Source organism: Brumimicrobium oceani, assembly GCF_003143775.1.
GTDB lineage: Bacteria > Bacteroidota > Bacteroidia > Flavobacteriales_D > Crocinitomicaceae > Brumimicrobium > Brumimicrobium oceani.
On sequence record NZ_QFRJ01000006.1, the window covers coordinates 78,706 to 100,272 of the forward strand.

General features: G+C 35.8%; 12 protein-coding genes. 7 read left to right on the forward strand and 5 right to left on the reverse strand.

Translation table 11 applies throughout. The features are described 5' to 3' along the window. The 4 genes from DIT68_RS09180 to DIT68_RS09195 all read left to right on the forward strand — a co-directional run bounded on the left by DIT68_RS09180 (window position 1) and on the right by DIT68_RS09195 (window position 6,283). Window positions 1-2,100 carry a DUF4838 domain-containing protein gene (locus DIT68_RS09180; protein ID WP_158276156.1) on the forward strand — a complete coding sequence of 700 codons (2,100 nt, stop codon included), beginning with the start codon at window positions 1-3 and terminating at the stop codon, window positions 2,098-2,100. A gap of 5 nt (window positions 2,101-2,105) precedes the next feature. Beyond that, the gene (locus tag DIT68_RS09185; RefSeq protein WP_109359502.1) at window positions 2,106-2,627 is read left to right on the forward strand and encodes a DUF1573 domain-containing protein; all 522 of its coding nucleotides are present in this window, start codon (window positions 2,106-2,108) and stop codon (window positions 2,625-2,627) included. Window positions 2,628-3,010: 383 nt separating this feature from the next. Further along, entirely contained in the window at window positions 3,011-4,579 is a 1,569-nt protein-coding gene (locus DIT68_RS09190) for a helix-turn-helix domain-containing protein (protein ID WP_109359503.1), read from the forward strand. Between the two features lie 105 nt (window positions 4,580-4,684). Then, entirely contained in the window at window positions 4,685-6,283 is a 1,599-nt protein-coding gene (locus DIT68_RS09195; RefSeq protein WP_109359504.1) for a helix-turn-helix domain-containing protein, read from the forward strand. A 12-nt stretch (window positions 6,284-6,295) separates the two neighbouring features. On the opposite strand, the gene DIT68_RS09200 is transcribed toward DIT68_RS09195, so the two are convergent. The 4 genes from DIT68_RS09200 to DIT68_RS16640 all read right to left on the reverse strand — a co-directional run bounded on the left by DIT68_RS09200 (window position 6,296) and on the right by DIT68_RS16640 (window position 13,801). Further along, entirely contained in the window at window positions 6,296-6,991 is a 696-nt protein-coding gene (locus DIT68_RS09200; RefSeq protein WP_109359607.1) for a response regulator transcription factor, read from the reverse strand. A gap of 5 nt (window positions 6,992-6,996) precedes the next feature. Further along, window positions 6,997-8,346, reverse strand: a complete 1,350-nt coding sequence (locus DIT68_RS09205) for a sensor histidine kinase (protein WP_109359505.1) — start codon at window positions 8,344-8,346, stop codon at window positions 6,997-6,999. Window positions 8,347-8,613: 267 nt separating this feature from the next. Further along, complete coding sequence (gene kbl, locus DIT68_RS09210) at window positions 8,614-9,804, reverse strand: glycine C-acetyltransferase (protein WP_109359506.1); 1,191 nt, start codon at window positions 9,802-9,804, stop codon at window positions 8,614-8,616. A gap of 115 nt (window positions 9,805-9,919) precedes the next feature. Beyond that, window positions 9,920-13,801: a DUF7948 domain-containing protein gene (locus DIT68_RS16640; RefSeq protein ID WP_304529282.1), complete on the reverse strand. Its 3,882-nt coding sequence runs from the start codon at window positions 13,799-13,801 to the stop codon at window positions 9,920-9,922. A 189-nt stretch (window positions 13,802-13,990) separates the two neighbouring features. On the opposite strand from DIT68_RS16640, the gene DIT68_RS09220 reads away from it, so the two are divergent. Genes DIT68_RS09220 through gpmI form a run of 3 tightly spaced genes read left to right on the forward strand, consistent with a single transcriptional unit; the run spans window position 13,991 to window position 18,305 of the window. Continuing rightward, a complete protein-coding gene (locus DIT68_RS09220) occupies window positions 13,991-15,892 on the forward strand; it encodes an amidophosphoribosyltransferase (protein WP_109359508.1) in 1,902 nt (633 codons plus the stop codon). Window positions 15,893-15,901: 9 nt separating this feature from the next. Further along, window positions 15,902-16,798, forward strand: a complete 897-nt coding sequence (locus tag DIT68_RS09225; RefSeq protein ID WP_109359509.1) for a sensor histidine kinase — start codon at window positions 15,902-15,904, stop codon at window positions 16,796-16,798. Then, window positions 16,785-18,305: a 2,3-bisphosphoglycerate-independent phosphoglycerate mutase gene (gene gpmI / locus DIT68_RS09230; RefSeq protein WP_109359510.1), complete on the forward strand. Its 1,521-nt coding sequence runs from the start codon at window positions 16,785-16,787 to the stop codon at window positions 18,303-18,305. The genes DIT68_RS09225 and gpmI overlap by 14 nt, the downstream gene beginning before the upstream one ends. Window positions 18,306-18,910: 605 nt before the next feature. Here gpmI and DIT68_RS09235 read toward each other — a convergent pair. Next, complete coding sequence (locus tag DIT68_RS09235; protein ID WP_109359511.1) at window positions 18,911-21,157, reverse strand: choice-of-anchor L domain-containing protein; 2,247 nt, start codon at window positions 21,155-21,157, stop codon at window positions 18,911-18,913. Window positions 21,158-21,567: the final 410 nt, after the last annotated feature.

Consider the following 21,567-nt stretch of genomic DNA (forward strand, 5'->3'; position numbering starts at 1 on the left):
ATGACGTCGACTTTTAGTTGCTCTGCAAAAAACAATTTGGGTTTAAAAGCTGAAAAATATGTTATCTATGCCAGCGCAAATCAAGACAGTAAGTATTTAGCGCAAATCGCCCTTGATCAATTACAGAAGCATACAAACCAAAAAGACATCATTAGCTTAATTAATGATAACGAAATAAAAAACAATAAGCAGAAATACATCCAATTCTTAGTTGAACAGAGTGCCAAAGACGATTATTGCATTGTTCATGACTCCGATAAACTTATAATTACGGTTAGAAAAAAAGCCGATGGAATATGGATGATTCATCAACTAATAGAAGAAATAGGCAAAACTGACAACAGATTTAGCACGATCGACTTACCTCCATCAACAATCAAATTCATCACTCAATGTGAAAATTTTGATTTTGACTATAGAGACCCCCATTATTCAAACAACCTTATCCCAGGTAATGCACTCATTTTAGGAAACAACAATGTAGATCTTGATTGGGGAATTTGGGGGCATAACATCAAGAAGGTGATTGGTGAAATAAATGATTCTACAATATTTGCTCTTATAGATGAAAAACGTGTGAAAGAACAATTTTCTTTTAGTTCGCCTGTGTTGTTAGAACACCTAACACAATATATTTTAAACTATTTCGGGAATGGTGATGAAAAAGCATACCACTTCATGATTATGCCAAGAGATAATAATCTGGTTTGCCTGTGCGAAGAATGTAAAAAATTAGGCAATACAAAAAACAACGCAACACCAGCAGTCACTTATTTCATTCAAAAAATGGCGGCTAGATTCCCAAAACACCAGTTTTTCACCTCTTCTTACAATTCCACAAAAGCAATTCCGAAGGATACACTGAGAGAAAATACTGGAGCTTTTTTAAGTACAATACTCTTAAAAAAGGGTGTAGAATTAAATTTAAAGCAAGCGAAAACCGCAAAATTTGTTGAGGAACTAAAAGCCTGGCGAGACATTACACCTAATATTTACGTTTGGGATTACTCGGCAAACTTCGATGACTACCTCACTCCTATTCCCGTATTGTACAGTTTGCAAAAACAACTTCAGTTTTATAAAAGTCAAGAAGTAAAAGGAGTATTTCTTAACGCTAGTGGATATGACTACTCCACATTTGGAGATTTAAAATCCTTTGTTTCTGGTGCCCTATTAAAAAATACAAATGCTGATATAGATCAACTGTGTACGAGCTTCTTTCAGAAATATTACCCAAAGAACCACCAACTTTTAAGTAATTACTATTTGTCATTAGAAAAAAGTTTTGCCCTAAAAAACCAAAGCTATAATTTATATGGAGGCTTCGATGAAATAACAAATACCTATTTGGATACAGAGGCTTTTTTAGAGTTTTACAACGCGCTAGAGAAAGTTTTACGACAAACAACGGGAGCAGAAAAGGAAAGACTTTTAATGTTATACACCGCTCTATCCTATACCAAATTACAAATCGCCTATCACCAAGTTACAGGAAAAAATGGGTGCATGACTATTGATGAATTTGAATTAAAATTAAATCCCGCAATAAACCAAACAATTGAAATACTAAACAATTCATCACGCTATTCTGATTTGAATAAGTATAAGGAAGCCCATGGCGAAATACAACAGTATATTGATTTTTGGAAAAACGAAATCATCAATCAGAAGCTTGAAAACGAAATTATACAGGAAAAAATCACAATTTTATCTGCACCAGATTCAGAATTTGAAAATTCAAAAAAACTAAACAATGGTTTACCTGGCTATTCAAAAGACTATCATCAAGGTTGGTATATTAGCAGTAAAGACCTAAAAATAGAATTCCCAACAAACAAAATAAGTGGTACAAAAAAGATGAAATTTCGTTTTCTAAATAATGAAAGACACGGTTTTTATCCACCAGAGAAGATTGAAATATGGTCCAAGGACATACTCCTTAAAACAATTAACAATTTTGATAGCTCATCTGCTTTGGAGTCTGTAGAATTTAATTTAACTTTAGACTTAACTAATACAGATAAAGTGAAAGTTCTATTCTTTAGAAAATCACTCAGCAATAGCAAAATCGCCATAGACGAAGTACGCGTATTAAATTAATTTTCATGAACAGTTTTATTAATATCCTTATTGCAATTGTGTTGATTGTATCTTTGAGTGGCTGTGATGACCTTTCTGAAAGTAACACTACCTTGGAGATTGTTGACAATGGAAGACACTATTACCCGATTTTAAGAGGTCAGGATTTAGATGTCGTTTTCACAATTAGAAACACAGGATCAAAGCCTTTTGTACTCAACGACATGCTGATCACTTGTGGGTGTATTGTGCCAAAAAAATCTTCAATTCGGTCGATTCCTGCGGGAAAAGAGGGAAAGTTACATCTTATTTACAACAGCAATAAAAACATTGGCTTCGTGGAGCACCATGTAGATATTTATGGAAATTTAAAAGACAAAGATAAAGTAACCCTTGTTTTCGATGTGAATGTTGTACCTGAAGGGCTTTACACAAAGGATTATGAAGAACTTCACAAAGAAGAACGAGAAAAAGCAGGTGTTGACTTTGAAGGAATGGTAGATGGAGAGGAAAACAATAAAGGGTTTTATATGGATGAAGATTTTTAGAATTTTGAACAAGCGCAATCCTACCAGTTATGCTTTATATCTAATCAACTGAAATTCTGAAATTTTTTAAGGTTTAAATAATTTGTAATAATCTAAAAGAGTTACCTCAGTTACTGCATTCCATAGAATAAGAGATAATTTATAGTATTAATTTGGGAAAGTTGATGATTATTTCGAGAACATACAGTATCGAAGAGTTCTCCCTCATCCAACTGAGCCCTTCTTTTCTTGGATGGAAAAATGATTGGCAGCTCATATTCAAATTAACCTCACTGGTTTTAGTAAAGGATTAAATTGGGATTATTCTGAACTTTAAGTGGCATCCATTTAAATAATATCTATCTTAGTGCTTGATGCCTGTCTAACAAAACAAGATAAACTGAATGATAAAAACTATTTTCGTACTATTATTAACCCTTTTCAGTTTTCGCTCTATTGCTCAAAATCCATACTATGACAGTATTTATAGAGTTACGGCTCAAGAATTAATTGCATCTGATCCAAAACAAGCCCTAAAAAATGTTGAGCAACTTTCCTCCATTTCAACAAACAGAGCAGAACAGTTAAAGTCTTTGCTTTTAAAAGCTGCCTTACTAAGAACTTATGGTATAAACAATGAGGCCTTAGACATTTTATTTAAGACAGATAGTATTGCTCATCTCGAGAAAGACTATGTTTCTATAACAAGAATAAATGGTTTAATAGCGACCATATATCGCGAGTCGCAGCTTAATGCAGCAGCCACGATTTATTTCAAAAAGACCAAAGAGGCAATAGAAAAAATAGAAAATGAAAATCTAAAAAATCGATTTAGAGGCAGCATTGAGCAAGAATCAGCTCAAATCGAACTCAAAAAAGAAAATTACTTAAAAACAATTAAGCACATAAATCAATCGAATGAATATTTTCTCTTGGCAGGAGAAACAGCTGATATCCCCTTTCATTTATCCTCTAACTACGGACAAATAGGCACAGTTTACTTACTGCTTGATGAGATTGATTCCACCTTCTTTTACCTCAATAGGGCACTGAATGAATTAACAAAGGCACAAGCGGCAAACAGCCCCAAAAAAGGGTTTATATATACAGGGCTTGCCGAAGCCTATATAAAAATTGACTCTTTAGAATTAGCCGAAGATTACCTTCACAAATCCAAGAGTATTGCTGAAAAATCAAATTATTTTGAGTTAAAGAAAGAGACCTACTTCAAGCTGAGTAACTTTTACAAGAAAACTGGAGACCATGATAAGTTCATTCAAAGCAATGAGCAATACCTTAAACTAATTAATGATGATCAAGAAGAAAAGAAACGCATATCCAATTTACTTATTGAAAGTCTTTATGAAAAAGAACAAAACTCAATAACTAAACAGCGTTCTAGTTCAAAAAAAATTACGCTATTAACAAGCTCTGTGTTTCTATTGATCATTCTATTGGGCTGGTATATTTACAGCAAAAGGCAAAGTAAAAAGAAGTTTTTAGCCTATATTGAAAATAAAAACAATTACGAAAACAAAGCAAAAGATCCGAGCCCAGAAAAGCCAACTGCTGCTCCTGAAACGAAGAGCAAAAGCTATATGTCGGAAGAAAAAGAGACTGAAATTCTTAAAAAGTTACTTGAAATTGAGAAAACCAATTTTTACTTAGACGAGAATATCTCTCTAAGCACTTTGTCAGGTAAATTAGGTGTCAACCAAAGGTATTTAACCCACGTGATTAAAACACACAAAAAATCCGATTTCTCATCCTATATTAACGCCTTGAGAATAAACTATATCGTAGATTGCATAAAAAGTGACCCCAAATTTCTAATGTATAAAATAAGTTACCTCGCAGAGCTTTGTGGGTTTGCTTCTCACAGCAGGTTTTCAATTAACTTTAAGAAAGTTACAGGTACTACTCCTTCGGCTTTCATTGCCTATGTCAAGAACGAAAACGAAAAAATAAATTAATTTCCTAAATAATTTGTGTAGTTTTGCATTGAGCATCAATTGAATTGACCTCAAGTAGTGAATGTTATATTTCGCTACAAACAAAAACTATAACTTTTAGATTCAATGCACATTAATAGAATTTCATTCTTTATGAAATCCGTAATGATCCTTCTACTATCCTTCACGATAGTCTTTCCTGTTACATCTCAAAAAGCAAACTATGACAGTTTGTATTTATCCATAACAAGAAAACTTCCCCAAACAGAACCTGAAGAATCTCTTAAAAATGTAGACTTCCTTTACAGTATTTCTAAAAATGATCAAGAAAAGATAAGGTCACTGATTCTAAAGGCAGGATTTCTAAATTACTATGGATTAAACGAAGAGGCCTATCCCATTTTCTTAGCGGCTGAAAAAATAGCGCAAAAAAATGAGGACTATATTTCTCTTACAAGAATTTATGGCTACATTTCATCTATACATCGCGAATCTGAATTGTTTACGTCAGCCTTAAAGTACCTGGAAAAAGCCAGCCTCGCAAGCGGAAAGATTGAAGACAAAGATGTAGGTTTTAGGTTTAAGGCCAATCTAGAACAAGAGAAAGCCAATGTTTTTTTTGAAAAGGCTAAGCATCTTGAATCGATTAAACATGCCCGAAAATCACTCGATTACTTATCTCGATTATCTGCCAATAAACTTTTTGATAAAAACTATCATTCTGTCATTAGTAACGGAATTATATTCAGAAACTATTTAGCGTTGAACGAAATCGATTCTTCCTTTTACTATCTGGAGCAAGCCCAAAAAAGCTATGACAAATCAAATGGAGCGGATCCAACGATGCAAGGCTCTATTTTCAACGGATATGGTCAAGCCAATAGGGTAATCAAAAACTATGACAAAGCAGAACATTTTTTTCTACAAGCAAAAGAAATAGCAGATGAAACCAATTTTTTCTCTCTAAAGCAAGAGGTCTACGAATCGCTTTCTGCATTCTATAAAGAACTAGGAGCGAATGAAAAGTTCATGACAATCAATGAAGAATACCTCTACATGATAAATCAAGACAAGGAGTCCCGCGAGCAGGTGGCAGAAAAGCTACTTAGCTCTCTTTATGCCCAACAATTAATTGCCGATAAAAACGTAAAAAGCAAGTCAAAAACCATACTCTATTTAACATTACTTTCTTTTTTCCTCGCTGCGGTACTGTCTTGGTACATATACAACAAAAAGCAAAACAAAAAGAAGTTTGAAGCCTATATCAACAGTATGAATAATCCCCTCCAACAAGAAAGGAAAGAGATTACACTAGAACCAGAAAGCAAGAAGAGTTACATCTCGAAGGAAAAAGAAAAGAGTATTATTGATGCATTAAAGGAGCTGGAAGAAAAACAATTCTACTTGGATCAGAATATTTCTTTAACTAATTTATCTTCTCAAGTAGGCGTTAACCAACGTTACCTGACCTATGTCATAAAAAAGAAACTGGACGCAGACTTCGCATCCTATGTCAATAAATTAAGAATCGATTACATTGTTAATTGCATTAAAACAGATCCTCAATATCTAAATTACAAGATAAGCTATTTGGCCTCAGAATGCGGGTTTTCTTCGCACAGCAGGTTTTCAATAAACTTCAAGAAAGTTACAGGAACAACCCCTTCTGCCTTTATTAATTTCGTGAAAGAAGAAATGGCTGATAACAATAATAAATCCGCTTAATACCGTGTGTTTTTAGTTATTTTGTTCAAGGTTAAGTTTAAATCCAATTCCATGAATATTTTCAATAACAACTGTGGGATCGCTGGCAATATATTTTCTTAATTTAGTTATAAAAACATCCAAACTTCGGCCTACAAAATAATCATCTTTCCCCCAAACAGCGTTGAGCACCATTTCCCTTGCGACCACTTGGTTTTGAAACTTAGCTAGGATTTTCAAAATTTGTGCTTCTTTCTTTGTGAGCTTTTTTTCAGAATCAGGTCCAGTTAGCGTGAAATTAGAAATATCAAAAACAAAATGTCCAATCTGCACTTCATTTTCGTTTTCTTTCCCAATGTGTATATCAACTCGCTTCATCAAGGCACGCACCCTAACTTTTAGTTCTTCGGTGCTAAACGGTTTAGTTAAATAATCATCTCCTCCAACATTAAACCCTTTAACCTTATCTTCTGTCATGGCTTTTGCAGTAAGAAATAAAATAGGGATATTCTTATTAATTTTTCGAACATCTTCGGCCAAGCTAAAGCCGTCCTTTTTGGGCATCATGACATCAAAAATACACATATCAAAATGCTCTTCATTAAAGCGCTTAAAACCTTCCATTCCATCGGACGAAAGTGCGACTTCATAGCCTTGCATTTTCAACTGATCGGAAATTATAAATCCCAAATTTGTGTCGTCTTCTACTAATAATATCTTAGGTTTCATATCTCTTAATTTGTAATTGTGGGAATCCAAAAAGAAAAGGTACTTCCGTATCCTACTCTACTTTTCACATTCATTTTACCACCATGTTTATCTATAATTAATTTCACATAGTACAAGCCTAAACCGAATCCTTTCACATCGTGACGATCTCCCGTAGGAACACGATAAAACTTTTCAAACACTTGTTTTAACTGTTCTTTTTCAATTCCAATTCCCTTGTCTTCTATGCTCACTTCAATTCCTTTACTTCTATTTTTTGAACTTACTTTAATTTTTGCAGCTTGTTCAGAATATTTCACCGCGTTGTCTAAAAGATTTAAAATTACGTTTGTAATATGAACTAAATCTACGTTTACAACGAAATCTTGCGCTGTCAAATCCAACTCTATTTCTCCCCCTGAAAAAGTTTGGTTGAACCTGTAATTGTCTGCTGTTTCCTCAATCAGTTCATGCATATCTACATGCTCCAAGCGCAATTCGAGCTTATTTCTATCCAATTTAGCCATGTTTAATACACGCTCAACCTGCTCTTCTAAACGTTTATTCTCCTTATAAATTACCTCAGCATATCTTTTTAATTTCTCTGGTTCCTGAGTAAAATCATTCATCATTAACATCTCACTCGATAAACCTATGGTTGAAATAGGTGTTTTTAATTCGTGAGTCATGTTATTTACAAAATCAGCTTTCACCTCAGAAATTCTCTTTTGTCGGATGATTACAGAGACTGAGAAAGCAAAGAAAATAAGAAGCACCCCAACTATAATTGCTACATACAACCAAGGAGAACTGGCTACATTTAAGTCATTACTGGGTTGTGATAATAATTCGGGGAAGAAAACAGTAAAATAATGTCCATCTCTCTTCCATAACAATTCTGGAGAAGTTACTCCAATAGCGCTATCAGAGACAGGTGCGTATAAGGAATCAATTGAAAAACGTATTAAATTTCCATAAACTATACTGTCGTTGAAACAATCATAAATTCCGTATTGAAAATCTTGTGTAATATTGTGTTCATAAAACGTACGTTTTAGGAGTTGCTCGAGGTAATAGGGATGTAAATCCTCGTTGATGTCCACCAAAAAATAGTTTGAACTCTTCTGTTTCACAGCTCCATATAAGAAAGAGCTATCCACATGCTGAGAACCAATCTCTTCAACTGTATTCCTCAATGCAACACGAACAGACTCTTCAAATTGGCGAATATTTAAACTGTCTTGACGCTCTTGAATTGTTACCGCGTCTTTTTGGGCTTTGATGGTTCTGTTGATCCAAAAAACTTGTACCATCAAAATACTGATAATCGATAAAACTCCGATTATTATAACAGCATTAATGGTCCTTCTATTCATGGTCTAAAAATACTGAGATTTGTATTAAAAATGTGCTATTCTCCGATTAAATCGTAAATCAAAAAAGAAACCTCTGCTATCAAAATTATGAATTTTACTAACAGAGGTGTTTTCTTTCCAAAAGTTAAATTCACGCATCAAGAAATCCGCCTACCTCTGAATGTTGCCTTCGACAAGCTCAGTCAACGGATTGCTCTTAGATGTCTTCAGTGACTTCGTTGCCTTCGGTGACTGAACCTGTCCGAAGGCAGCGAAGGCATAAAACTATTAATCAATAACTTTTAATTCTTTCCCCACTTTAATGAAGGCTGCAATTGCTTTGTCTAGCTGTGCTTTTGTATGTCCAGCAGAAATTTGAGTACGAATTCTTGCCTTTTCTTTAGGAACTACAGGATAGAAGAATCCAATAGCATAAACTCCTTCATCTAATAGTCGATCTGCAAACTTTTGAGATAAAGCTGCATCATACAACATGATAGGAACAATTGGAGAATCTCCTTTTACAATGTCAAACCCAGCCTCCAGAATGGCTTTTTTGAAATAAGCAGTATTTTCTTCTAAAGTATCTCTTAATTCTGTTGAAGAATTTAAAATATCAAACACTTTTAATGACGCTCCAACAATTGCTGGCGCTAGAGAATTTGAGAATAAATATGGACGAGAACGCTGACGTAACATATCAATTACTTCTTGGTTTGCAACAGTATAACCTCCCATTGCCCCACCTAAAGCTTTTCCTAAGGTTCCTGTAATAATATCTACTCTGTCCATACAGTTGTAGAATTCCGGAACACCACGTCCTGTCTTTCCAATAAATCCAGCAGAGTGACACTCATCACTCATTACAAGCGCATCATATTTATCTGCTAAATCACAAATTTCATTCATTTTTGCAAAATCACCATCCATAGAGAACACGCCATCTGTAACGATGATTCTGTGTCGCTGATCTTGTGCTTTTTTCAATTGCTCTTCAAGGTCGGCCATATCGCTGTGTTTGTAGCGGTAACGTTGTGCTTTACACAAACGCACTCCATCAATAATAGAAGCATGATTTAATTCATCAGATATTATTGCATCTTCTTTTCCAAACAAAGGCTCAAAAAGCCCACCATTGGCATCAAAGGCTGCAGCGTATAAAATGGTATCCTCTTTTCCGTAGAAATCTGCTATTTTACGTTCCAAATCCTTGTGAATATCTTGTGTTCCACAAATAAAACGTACTGATGACATTCCAAAACCGTGAGAATCTAGCGTATCTTTGGATGCTTGAACGACATCCGGATGGGATGACAAACCTAAATAGTTATTGGCACACATGATCACAACCTCTTCTCCATTATCCACTTTTACCGCTGAACCTTGTGGGGTGATGATTATACGCTCTCTTTTATAAACGCCATCATCCTTTATTTCTTCTAATTCTTTTGCTAAATGAGCTTTTAAATTTCCGTACATCTGCTTTGTTTTTGTTTCTAACAAAGCTAAACATTTTAGGGATAATTGAGTGGGAAATAATGGATAATTGAAATCACAAAAGGGATATGATAAAGTTTATTTAAGGTACAGTTTTTTACCTCAACAAATTAACATGCCCTACCAATTCTTTTTTATTGTTTTCTAAATCTTCATAAACGATTTTCCAAACGTAAGTACCATCTTGACAAACCTTGTTCCCATAGGTCCCATTCCAACCGGCATTCATATCGAAACTTTCAAATAAAACTTCTCCCCATCGGTCGAAAATTAAAAGATGAAATTCTTTAATATTTCCTCCTTCCACAAAGAAATTGTCATTAATCCCATCTCCGTCAGGTGTAAAAGAATTCGGAACATAGATTATTCCCTCATAAATAATCTCCACCTCATCTGTTGCCAAACAACCGTTTTCATCTGTAAAGTTAACGGTATAAGTCATAGACTGATCCGGTTTAGCAGTGGTGCTTTTACACTCTACGCAAGACAAGAACTGTGGCGGAGACCAAACATAATTTCCTCCAGGATTATTGCTACTAGCGCTTAAATCAACCTCATCTCCTACAAAACCATAATAGTCTGCACTTGCACTTACAAAAGGTGTTGGAAAATGATCAATTTCAACAGTGGCACTTGCACCACAACCATATTTATCGGTAATATACACAGTGAAAATCGTTGGGTTATTTGGTGTAGCCATTGTCACAGAAGAGCTGGGTGAATCCACAAGCGATGAAGGAACCCACTCATAAGCGACTCCTCCACTGGCCCAAAGATTCACAGGTTGACCTGAACAAACAATCGTATCATTTCCTGCCATTGGACTAACCCCAATAACTTTTATAAAAACACTGTCCCGAACCGTTCCGCAAGGATTTGTAAAGTCTACATAATACCACCGATCCACCGGCGATGAAATAATAACATTTTGACCTGTGGTCGTATTGATATCCATATTTGGAGACCAAATAATCTCAGGTGCAAAATTCACGGATAAGTAGGCTTTATCTCCTTCGCACACATAAGCTGTATCTCTGAGTTCAGGTTGCGGTGGTCCTGAGAAAACACTAACTTCAACTTCTTCCGAAACCGAGCAGCCGTCAACCGTAATCACTTCCACAGTATAAGATGCATCTATATTCGGTGAGATCAATAAAGAATCATCATTTAAGGGACCAATTACAGAGGTCAGATCGGAGGATGACCACAAATAATCAACACCTCCACTAGCCCAAATGTAAACGGAATCTCCCTGACAAATTTCCTGGTTGCTTATAGAACTAGCAGTAGTTTCAAAAGTTTCTAAGACTACAGTTAAAGTATCTGCACCACAAGAATCAGAAACAATTACTGTAAAGGTTGTGGTCGAATCTATTGTCGCAATTGGATTTGGAATATTTGGATCATCTAAAAACAAGGCTGGCGACCATTCGTAATTTACTCCTCCAGAGGCCTCCAACGGAAAGCTATCACCTGGACAAATCTCTCCAGTAGGTTGAACAACAGCTCCATTAAAATCACCTATTTCTACTGTTAAAAAACTAGTATCTGCATCGAAACAACCTTGGTTGTCGCTTACTACTAACATTACATCGTAAATCCCTGGTGATGTATAAACATGGAACGGATTTACTGCTGTGCTTGTACTTCCATCGCCAAAATCCCAGTAAAATTCGTTTCCGTTTAAAGACTGATTATCGAAGAAAGTTGTATCATTCAAACATTGTGTTCCTGTCGGACCAGACATCGCAGAGTACATTGCACCTAAATCAAATTTCCATGCTGCTAGATTACAATTTGAACTATTGTTGGTCTCTGAATATACTCCTGGTGTTGTTGTAAAGCCATTCGGATTTCCTTGACAAGCTGCACATACGGCATGATAAATTCTTCCTTGCTTATCGAATCTACTCGTGCCTCCATCTACATGATTAGAACTACTGGCTACTCCTCCCATAAAAGTTCCGTAATTGAGTGCAGCGGCATTTTCAGATAGCACTCCTATATAAAAGTTATTGCCATTTGTAACGGTTTGATAAGCATTTGCTGTAGTAGGGAAACCTTGCGAAGTACTTCCTGTAGCTTGCACCGATTGGTTAACCTGTCCTCCCCACCCCGTATAATAAATTTCATTACAATTGGAGACCAAAAAAGCAGTCGGTGAAATCTCTACAGTATTGTTTCCTCCTCCTACTCGTGTAGACCAATTTAAAGTGGATAAGTCAGTATTATATTGGCGTATAAATTGACCCGAATTGGCGTTATTGTAAACCCCTGGACTAATCACCATAGGTCCAGAAGTTTGTCCAAAAACATAAACACGATCCAGTTGATCCAGTTGAACAAAAAAGGATTGGTCATAAAGGTTTGTTCCAATATATGTTCCTCCTACTAAGTTTGAATTTAAACCATTCATTTCAACCAAAAATCCATCTGCAGATCCGCCTTGGTAACTTGATTGGTGTCCGCCAGTTGCAGGAAAATTGCTTGAATTTGTTCCTCCGCTGATATAAATACTATTGGAAGATGAAACCTGAATCGAATATCCCGCTTCATCATTGGAGCCCCCAAGATAAGTAGACCAATATAAACTGGACAAAGCTGGATTAAACTTCGCTACGATAGCGTCTTGGGCTCCTCCCAAAGAATTGTCTGAACCATTAAAAATAGGAAAATCAGCGGATTGAGTTGAACTTGTAATTAAAACATCGCCATTGTTGTCCAAAATAATCTCTCCTCTAAATACATCTCCATAGTTATAATTCAAATTACTTACATTTAATCCATCATTCCCTGAACCACCTAAAAATGTACTTCCCAACAAAGCTGATCCATCTGAACTTAATTTGGCTACGACTATATCTGTTCCGTTAAAAGTTATTGCAATTTGTGTAGTCATCGTTCCACCATTGTGCGTTGACTGGTAAGCGTTCCCAGTAATTGGAAAATCTGTAGAAGTTGTTCCTCCTAAGATATAGAGCTCACCTTGGTCATTGGTTACGATAGAATTAGGCGTTTCATTTCCTGAGCCACCAATATATGTGGAGTAAATTAAGGCTGTTCCATCACTAGAAAATTTACTGATCCCCATGTCAATTTGAAATGCGCCAAATCCTCCATTAAAACTAGCATCATAAGCGCCAGTTGAAGTAGGATACCCCGTTCCAAACACAATTCCTCCAGCATATAAATTAGCATCTAAATCGGGAGCTGCTGTAAAGCCCCAATTATCTGCTGTTGAACCAGTGAATGTAGAAAAGGTCAAACTGGGATCAATTATTAAGGTGGCAGTTGTGTCGTAAGCATCAGGAAAATAGTAGCTCACCGTATCTTGATTTACCTTAAATTCAGCTTCTACCTCTTGGTGAGGATTTTCTTCTGATTCGCTCCAAACGTGTAACCCATCTTCGATTATTGCTCCAAAACGCGAATGAATTTCAACTCTTTTTTTCCCTACGTTCAAAGCTCCCATTCCTTCATGAAAAATTTGAATAATAGAAGGGTCTATCCCTGGAGCAACTTCAAAAGAATATTTGATGTTGTCGGAATCTATTTGTAAAAGCATATCAATTCCCGGATAAAACTCAACAAAACGAAGCATTTTAAAAGAAACTACTTTCGACTTCCATTTAGAGGTATCTTTTCCTAGGAAATAGTTTTTATAAAATTTGGAGTTTTCTGATTCTACAACCTTACCTTTCCAAGATGAATTTATAAAATGGCTGTGAATGGTGTGGAGCTTAACCAAATCAAAATCTTTATCACCATGAGCTGCATCATGGAGCTCTCCGATATTGCTTAAAGCATAGGTAAACTTATCTCTCTCAATAAAGAAATTTCCTTTTTGTAAAGCTACTTTATAAAGTATTTGATTGTCCCACTGACCTCGATTAGGTTCAAACCATGCTTCTCCACTCTGTCCAAGAATACTTGGAACAAAGCATAAAACCAGCAGTAAAAATGAAATAAATCGTGCCATCATTCAAATATACAAAATGTAATTTTATCCATATAATTCTAAAGGCTAAATGTCTTTAACACAACCTATAATAAAACTCTTCTCCAAACACTTTAGTTGCTTTTAGGAGTAAATAAACAACACTCACGCATTTTTATATGGTTAAAAGAGATAATAAAACTATTTTTGTAGAAGAAAAATATCAAGTCCATGAGTGATGCAATCAAGCATGAGTGCGGAATAGCACTTCTTCGTTTAAAAAAACCTTTAGAATACTACGTAGATAAATACGGAACAGCCTTTTACGGCTTAAACAAGATGTATTTATTAATGGAAAAACAACACAATCGCGGTCAGGATGGTGCTGGTTTAGCCAATATTAAGCTAGACATGAAACCGGGTGAACGCTATATTTCAAGAAGTAGATCTGTTGATCCTAAACCAATTCAGGACATCTTTACGACCATTAATAGTCGATTTGAAGAAATCTCAAAACAAAACCCCGATTTATTGAGGGACATCGATTATTTAAAGAAAAACGTTGGTTTTACTGGTGAATTATTCTTAGGGCATTTACGTTATGGAACTTCAGGAAAAAATGGAATTGAAAGTTGTCACCCCTTCTTACGCCAAAATAATTGGATGACAAGAAACCTTGTGGTTGCAGGTAACTTCAATTTAACAAACGTTGATGAATTGTTTGAAGTGCTTTCTAATTTGGGACAGCATCCTAAAGAAAAGTCGGATACCGTTACGGTTTTAGAAAAAATCGGACATTTCTTGGATGTTGAGAACGAAGGCCTTTTTAAGCAATACAAAACACAAGGATACAACAATAAAGAAATCACTTCTAAAATTGCAGAGCACTTAGATATTCAAAACATATTGAAACGTGCCTCAGAAGATTGGGATGGTGGATATACCATGTCAGGACTTTTTGGTCATGGAGACGCTTTTGTTTTGAGAGATCCAGCAGGAATTCGTCCAGCTTTTTGGTATGAAGATGAAGAGATATGTGTAGTTGCCTCGGAGCGACCTGTTATTCAAACAGCTTTCGATTTAAAGAAGGACGACATTAAAGAATTAACACCAGGACACGCATTAATCATCAAAAAATCTGGTGAATTAAGCGAAGTGAAAATTAACGAACCAACACAAAGAGCTGCCTGTTCTTTTGAAAGAATTTACTTCTCTAGAGGGAATGACTACGACATTTATAAAGAGAGAAAACTATTAGGTCAATATTTAATTCCTCAGATAATTGAAAGTATCGACAATGAGCTTGATAATGCTGTATTCTCTTTTATTCCAAACACGGCAGAAATGTCATTTTACGGAATGATGAAAGGCTTAGAGGATTTCTTGAATGTGGAAAAAATGGAAGCCATCAAAGCTTTAGGAAGTGATATGACAGATGAAAATCTGAGTAAAATCCTGACTAGAAAAACCCGCTTTGAAAAAATTGCGATTAAGGATGCCAAACTAAGAACTTTCATTACCCAAGAGGAGGCGCGAGACGATATGGTTGCGCACGTTTATGACATTACCTACGGAACAGTGAAGAGAAATGTCGATAATTTAGTGGTAATCGATGATTCTATTGTACGTGGTACAACATTAAAACAAAGTATCCTTCGCATTTTAGATCGTTTAGAACCTAAGAGAATTGTTGTTGTTTCCTCTGCACCGCAAATTCGCTATCCTGATTGTTATGGAATTGACATGGCAAAAATGAGTGAGTTTATTGCTTTCGAAGCAGCTATTGAACTCCTAAAAGACAAAGGAAAAGCTTATATAATTGACGAGGTTTACAAAAAATGTGTTGAGCAACAAAATTATCCAAAAGAACAAATTAAGAACTACGTAAAAGAAATTTACGAACCGTTTACCGCCAACGAAATCTCAGCCAAAATTGCAGAACTTTTAACACCTGTAGATATGAAGTCTGAAGTGGTCATTGTTTATCAAACCATTGAAAATCTTCATAAGGCTTGCCCAGACAACACAGGTGATTGGTACTTTACAGGAAATTACCCAACACCTGGAGGAAACAAGGTAGTCAACAGAGCATTTATGAATTACATCGAAGGAATTGGCGGTCGCGCTTATTAGAAAACTAAAATGAAGAAGCAAACAGCTATATTTTTCTATATTCTAGGAGTGTATGTAGTCATGCAGTTTGTTTGGTGGGGCTACCACCTCATAGAGCTTTCCTCAGAAATAAATACGAAGGATTCAGCAAATAAGAGAATGATAATGATCATTGGAGAAGGATTAGTTTTCTTCTTCATTCTTATGCTGGGCTTATGGAAAATTAGAAACTCTATACAAAAGGAGATGAAACTTTCTAGGCGTCAGAATAACTTCCTACTTTCGGTAACACATGAACTCAAAACACCACTAACTTCCAACAAACTGTACCTCCAAACCTTGTTAAAAAGAAAAAGCTTGGAAAGAGAACAACAGGAAGATATGCTAAATCAAGCCATTGTAGAAAACAAGCGTTTAGAAGATATGATAGAAAATATCCTCACGGCTACGCGCATCGAAAACCACCGACTACAATTAAACATTGAAGAGTATAATTTGAGCGAGCAGATCACCCAAATAGTCCAAAAATGGGCCAAAAACAGAATTCCCGTAAAACTTTCAATCGAGGAAAACATCATCTCAAAAGTTGATTTATTCATCATTGAAACCGTATTGCATAACCTTCTAGAAAACGCCTTAAAATACGCAGGAGATCAACCCAAAATTGAAGTTTATTTAAACAGAAAAAAGAATGTGATCACTTGGGGTGTAAAAGATGATGGAAAAGGAGTTCCTCCTGAATATATCGGAGAGGTTTTTAGCAAATTTGTTCGCATCGGAAACGAAGAAACCAGAGCGCAAAAGGGGACGGGATTAGGACTCTATATCGTAAAAAGCCTCCTTCAATTTCATGGAGATACAATAGTTTACCTCCCTAACAAACCAGAAGGAGCGCATTTTAAAATCACTAGACATGAAAGAAAATAAGAAAGTTGGATTAATAATTTTAGATGGTTGGGGAATTGGAGACAAAAGTAAATCAGACGCGATTTATAATGCTAATACTCCAATTATGGATAATTTATTGAAACAATATCCTAACGCTCATCTCACTACTTTTGGCGAACAAGTTGGTTTACCTAAAGGACAAATGGGAAACTCTGAGGTTGGGCATTTGAATATTGGCGCGGGAAGAATAGTTTATCAAGAACTCACCCGCATCAATAAATCTATTCGTGATGGTGATTTTTTTAAATTAGACACATTAACAAAAGCTTTTGAAAAAGCGAAAGAAACTAATCAGAAAGTTCACTTTATTGGATTAGTTTCTGAAGGTGGGGTGCACAGTTCACAACAACATCTACATGCACTATGCGATATGGCCAATCAGCATGCATTAGAAAAAGTATATATCCACGGATTTACAGATGGAAGAGATTGCGATCCTAAAAGTGGAAAGCTATTTTTTGAAAATTTAGAAAACCATATTGCTGAAAGCCCAATCAAAATAGCTTCCATTATTGGTCGTTATTACGCCATGGACAGAGATCAACGCTGGGAAAGGGTTGAAGAATCCTATAATTTGATGACACAATTGAAAGGAAAACGTTTCAATTCCGTTGAAAACGTTTTTGACCACTGTTATACTGAAGAAATAACAGACGAATTCATCACGCCTTCGGTAATCAATCATGGAGATGAAAACACAAGAATTGAAGAAGGAGATTTGGTGATTAGTTTTAATTTCAGAACAGATAGACCAAGAGAAATTGTTACGGTACTCAATCAAAAAGCGATTGAAGGCTATGAAATGAAACCGCTAAGCATAGACCTTTTAACAATGACCTCCTATGATGATACATTCCAAAATGTAGAAGTTATTTTTAACAAGGACAATTTAGAAAATACCTTGGGTGAAGTTCTTGAATCGCATTCAAAAACACAAGTTCGAATCGCAGAAACAGAGAAATACCCCCATGTAACATTTTTCTTTTCTGGCGGGAGAGAACTGCCTTTTAAAGGTGAAAAAAGAATCTTGGTCAACTCTCCTAAAGTGGCTACCTATGATTTACAACCAGAAATGAGTGCTCTGGAAGTAACACAAAAAATAAGCGCAGACATCATTCAAGAATCACCAGATTTCTTTTGCCTAAACTTTGCAAATCCAGATATGGTTGGACACACTGGAGTTTATGAGGCGATTATAAAAGCCGTTGAAACGGTAGACCATTGTTTAGGAAATGTGATTGATGCGGGGAAAACTAAAGGATACGAATTTATCGTAATTGCAGACCATGGGAATGCGGATATGGCAATTAACCCTGATGGTTCACCCAATACAGCTCATTCACTAAATCCAGTGCCCGTAGTGTATGTTACAGATGATTCTTTAACGTTGAAAAGTGGAATTCTTGCAGATGTAGCACCAACAATACTGAATAGAATGGGGATAGAAAAACCTGTTGAAATGACAGGAAAATGTTTATTGAGTTAGATAAACAGTAAGAAACAAATAGGCTGTATATGAAATACTGTGGGTAATCAATTTTAATCCTTTGAAAAATGAATAGTTCTGCTACGTATTTAACTGTAACCTACATGAGCTGTATTTTATAGTATTGGGTTACCAAGATAAATCGTTAGCTAAAGTTTATTTGAAGAAAATCTTATCGTCACCGTCAAGCTTTTTTTCAGCCAATTGAGAAGTTTTAAAAAAAAATGAATTATTTGGATTCGACTTATCATTAATTTGTTTTGAAATTTATAATTGCCAGGAGTGGCGACACATGGTTACAAGTCAAGTTATTAGTACCCTTTCTTTTCTAAAAAAAGAACTAGTATAGGTTAATGAAAGTATTAATTCTGGTTTGTGTCACCACTCCTGTGGCTTGATAAAAAACGCAAGCCGTTTTTTATTGACATATCACCCACTCTGTGGGCTTAGCTAGGATTACAGCACAGAAAAATCTCCTTCCATAAACGACCTAACTTGGTAACCCAATTTTTTTTATTTTCCGAGGGACGACAAGCTTAATAGTGTTCAACAAAAAAAGAGGAGTCAATAACTCCTCTTTTTTCGTAATATAAATTTTATGATTTCTAGTCATTCACCAATTGAACAAAACCGTGTTCTTTCTTTTCTTGACCTGATAGATCTACAATCGTAAATGTATAAAAGTAAGTTCCATCAGCACATTCTGTTCCTGAATTATTCACTTTACCATTCCAAAGGAAGTTTAAGTCGGTGCTTTCAAATACAACATTCCCCCAACGATTTACAATAACAATCTCAACGCTTTGTGCATTTTCCACATTCATTGTGAAGAAGTCATTTTGACCATCACCGTTTGGTGTAAATACGTTTGGCAAGTTATAACCCAATGGTAGTGTTACAACAACATTACGCGCAGTTTCATCACTACACTCTCCTTTCTCGGTGATTAAAGTCACAGTGTAGACGCCTTCCTCGAAGTAAGTTGTGTACTGATCATCTGTATTGTTAACAACAGCAGTTTGTCCATTTCCGAAATCCCAATAATAAGTTGTTGCTGGATCTGAATTATTAATAAATGTAACATCAAGAGGCGCATACCCAAAATCTGGACTTGCTTCGAAATCTGCATTTGGTGGCGGATCTTGCTCCAAAAATATACTATCAATCACTGTACAAACATCGTCGGTAATAGAATAATAATACCATCCTGAAGGCTTGTTTGGCCAAACCGATGCGTTTGTAAAATCATTGGTGTTTGTTCCAGGGCCTGTCCATTTAAACAAAGGCGTTCCCGTATATCCTGGCACGTGACCATATCCAACTACATATCCATTTTCTGCTCCACAATCTGCAGGATTTTGGATTAAGGAATCTATTTTTAATGTCTGATTCAATGTAATGGTTGTGGTGTCTGAACTCGTAAATCCACAATCATCCGTAGCGGTTACAATATAAGTCGTTGGTCCATTAGTTGTCGCGGAAGCAAAGGAATTAGCTCCTGTTGTTCCGTTACTCCAATTATAGGTATAAGGTGGAAATCCGTTATCTGTGGTTGCCCAAACCGGCACACTATCATTTGCACAAAGTGTTGTTGTGTCGGAAGCTATAGTTGTGGAGACGGGCTCATCATCAATCCAAATCGTTCCGTAAGAATAAACGGTATCACCACAGACGGTGACCGAATACGCAGAAATAATTATACTTTCTGGACCCTCAACTAATCCATCCGCAAACGGAGTAATTGTAACGATCAAGGTATCTTGTCCTGGTACAAATATGAGTGAATCACCTGGCGCAAAAATAGGGTAATCTACATCTGGAATTGCCGTTCCGCCTACTTGAATGTCAATGATTAAAGAATCTGAAATTTGGTTAATTGGTCGCGTAAAAGCAACAGTAGCCTCCATACATCCTTCGATTAATAAGGTATCTGAATAATCTGCATTCGTTTCTATACTAATATCTACAATGTTAGAAGAAAATGAATTCGCTTCTAAAAAAACACCTGAGTTTAGACCTTGGTCAAATACATTTGAAATTGCTAATTTAATATGGAATGTATCATTACAACTCAAGTTAGAATTAGCAGGCAACAATACTGTACTTCCGTTGTAAGCCGCCATTGGTTGACCCGCCGCAGTATATATTGGAGTATAAGAAGTTGTAAAATAAATAGCATCTGCCACCCAGTTTGGATTTGCGTTAAAACAATTCCCACCAATATCTGCATTATTTCCTGAATTTACGGAATTAATTCCCACTGGAGTAGTAGATCCAGGTATGGTCGCAATATTCACAGCATTATTAGAGAAAGGACCATTGATTCCTGGACCTGAAATAAAGAATCCGAATACATCATTATAATTGGAACAGGTAAAACCTGAATACTCCATTGATGAAAAGATATAGTTAAATGAAAGTGTATCTCCCGATGGAACAAAATCGAATTCAATAATAGAACCATTCGTGATATTACCTCCAATGACGGTTAAATCCGGATCCCCTGTAACTACTGGTGCTCCCTCAGTATGCATCAAAACCCCGCCTGAAATAGGAAAGTTAGGGTCAGTATTGTTAAAGCGCTTAACACCCTGTTGCACCTGATTTGCGTTTGCTGCAGAACCGTTATAGGTAATATTAAAAGCGTTAATCCCCGCTCCCAAAAGGACATCCTGAACAGCCTGTTGAGGTGTCATTGATGGCTGAATTAAATTCATCTGTTGGGCAATTAATCCAGAAATAGGAAAAAGGAAAATCGAAAGTAAAAGTAGAATGTGCTTCTTCATAGTCATGTCTTTATGTGGATATTCATAGCAAAGACGCAAATATGCAGAAAATAGTTGCTTAAGCATGCTGAGCTTTTATTTAAAAGAGACCAAAATATATTGCTTATATTGGAATCTCAAAAACGAAAAAACAACTTAATAAATTGATTTAAAATGAAATCCCCCGAACTTCACCAGTTCTTACCAGAAGAGAAATGATTCTATTTCATGGATTATCGTTGATCGAAAACACCTCCAAATAAACCACTTTAGATTAAAAACAACTAAGCCTCAGGCCAGAAAAAATCCCTTAAGCATTCAGGAATTTGACTTTCCACTTTTATCCAATGTCTGTTATCTGATTTTTTTGAAGCCTAAAGCTGAGCACGCTAAAGTGGATAGTTTTAACTACTTATTAGACCAATAGCACCATCAATGTTTAAGGAAGCACGCCAAAAAAAACACTGGAAACGTTAGCCTTTGACAGAATCTAAAGC

Coding starts and splice junctions, on each gene's coding strand:
- DIT68_RS09180 (WP_158276156.1), top strand. CDS start 1: ATGACGTCGACTTTTAGTTGCTCTGCAAAAAACAATTTGGGTTTAAAA.
- DIT68_RS09185 (WP_109359502.1), top strand. CDS start 2,106: ATGAACAGTTTTATTAATATCCTTATTGCAATTGTGTTGATTGTATCT.
- DIT68_RS09190 (WP_109359503.1), top strand. CDS start 3,011: ATGATAAAAACTATTTTCGTACTATTATTAACCCTTTTCAGTTTTCGC.
- DIT68_RS09195 (WP_109359504.1), top strand. CDS start 4,685: ATGCACATTAATAGAATTTCATTCTTTATGAAATCCGTAATGATCCTT.
- DIT68_RS09200 (WP_109359607.1), bottom strand. CDS start 6,991: ATGAAACCTAAGATATTATTAGTAGAAGACGACACAAATTTGGGATTT.
- DIT68_RS09205 (WP_109359505.1), bottom strand. CDS start 8,346: ATGAATAGAAGGACCATTAATGCTGTTATAATAATCGGAGTTTTATCG.
- kbl (WP_109359506.1), bottom strand. CDS start 9,804: ATGTACGGAAATTTAAAAGCTCATTTAGCAAAAGAATTAGAAGAAATA.
- DIT68_RS16640 (WP_304529282.1), bottom strand. CDS start 13,801: ATGGCACGATTTATTTCATTTTTACTGCTGGTTTTATGCTTTGTTCCA.
- DIT68_RS09220 (WP_109359508.1), top strand. CDS start 13,991: ATGAGTGATGCAATCAAGCATGAGTGCGGAATAGCACTTCTTCGTTTA.
- DIT68_RS09225 (WP_109359509.1), top strand. CDS start 15,902: ATGAAGAAGCAAACAGCTATATTTTTCTATATTCTAGGAGTGTATGTA.
- gpmI (WP_109359510.1), top strand. CDS start 16,785: ATGAAAGAAAATAAGAAAGTTGGATTAATAATTTTAGATGGTTGGGGA.
- DIT68_RS09235 (WP_109359511.1), bottom strand. CDS start 21,157: ATGCTTAAGCAACTATTTTCTGCATATTTGCGTCTTTGCTATGAATAT.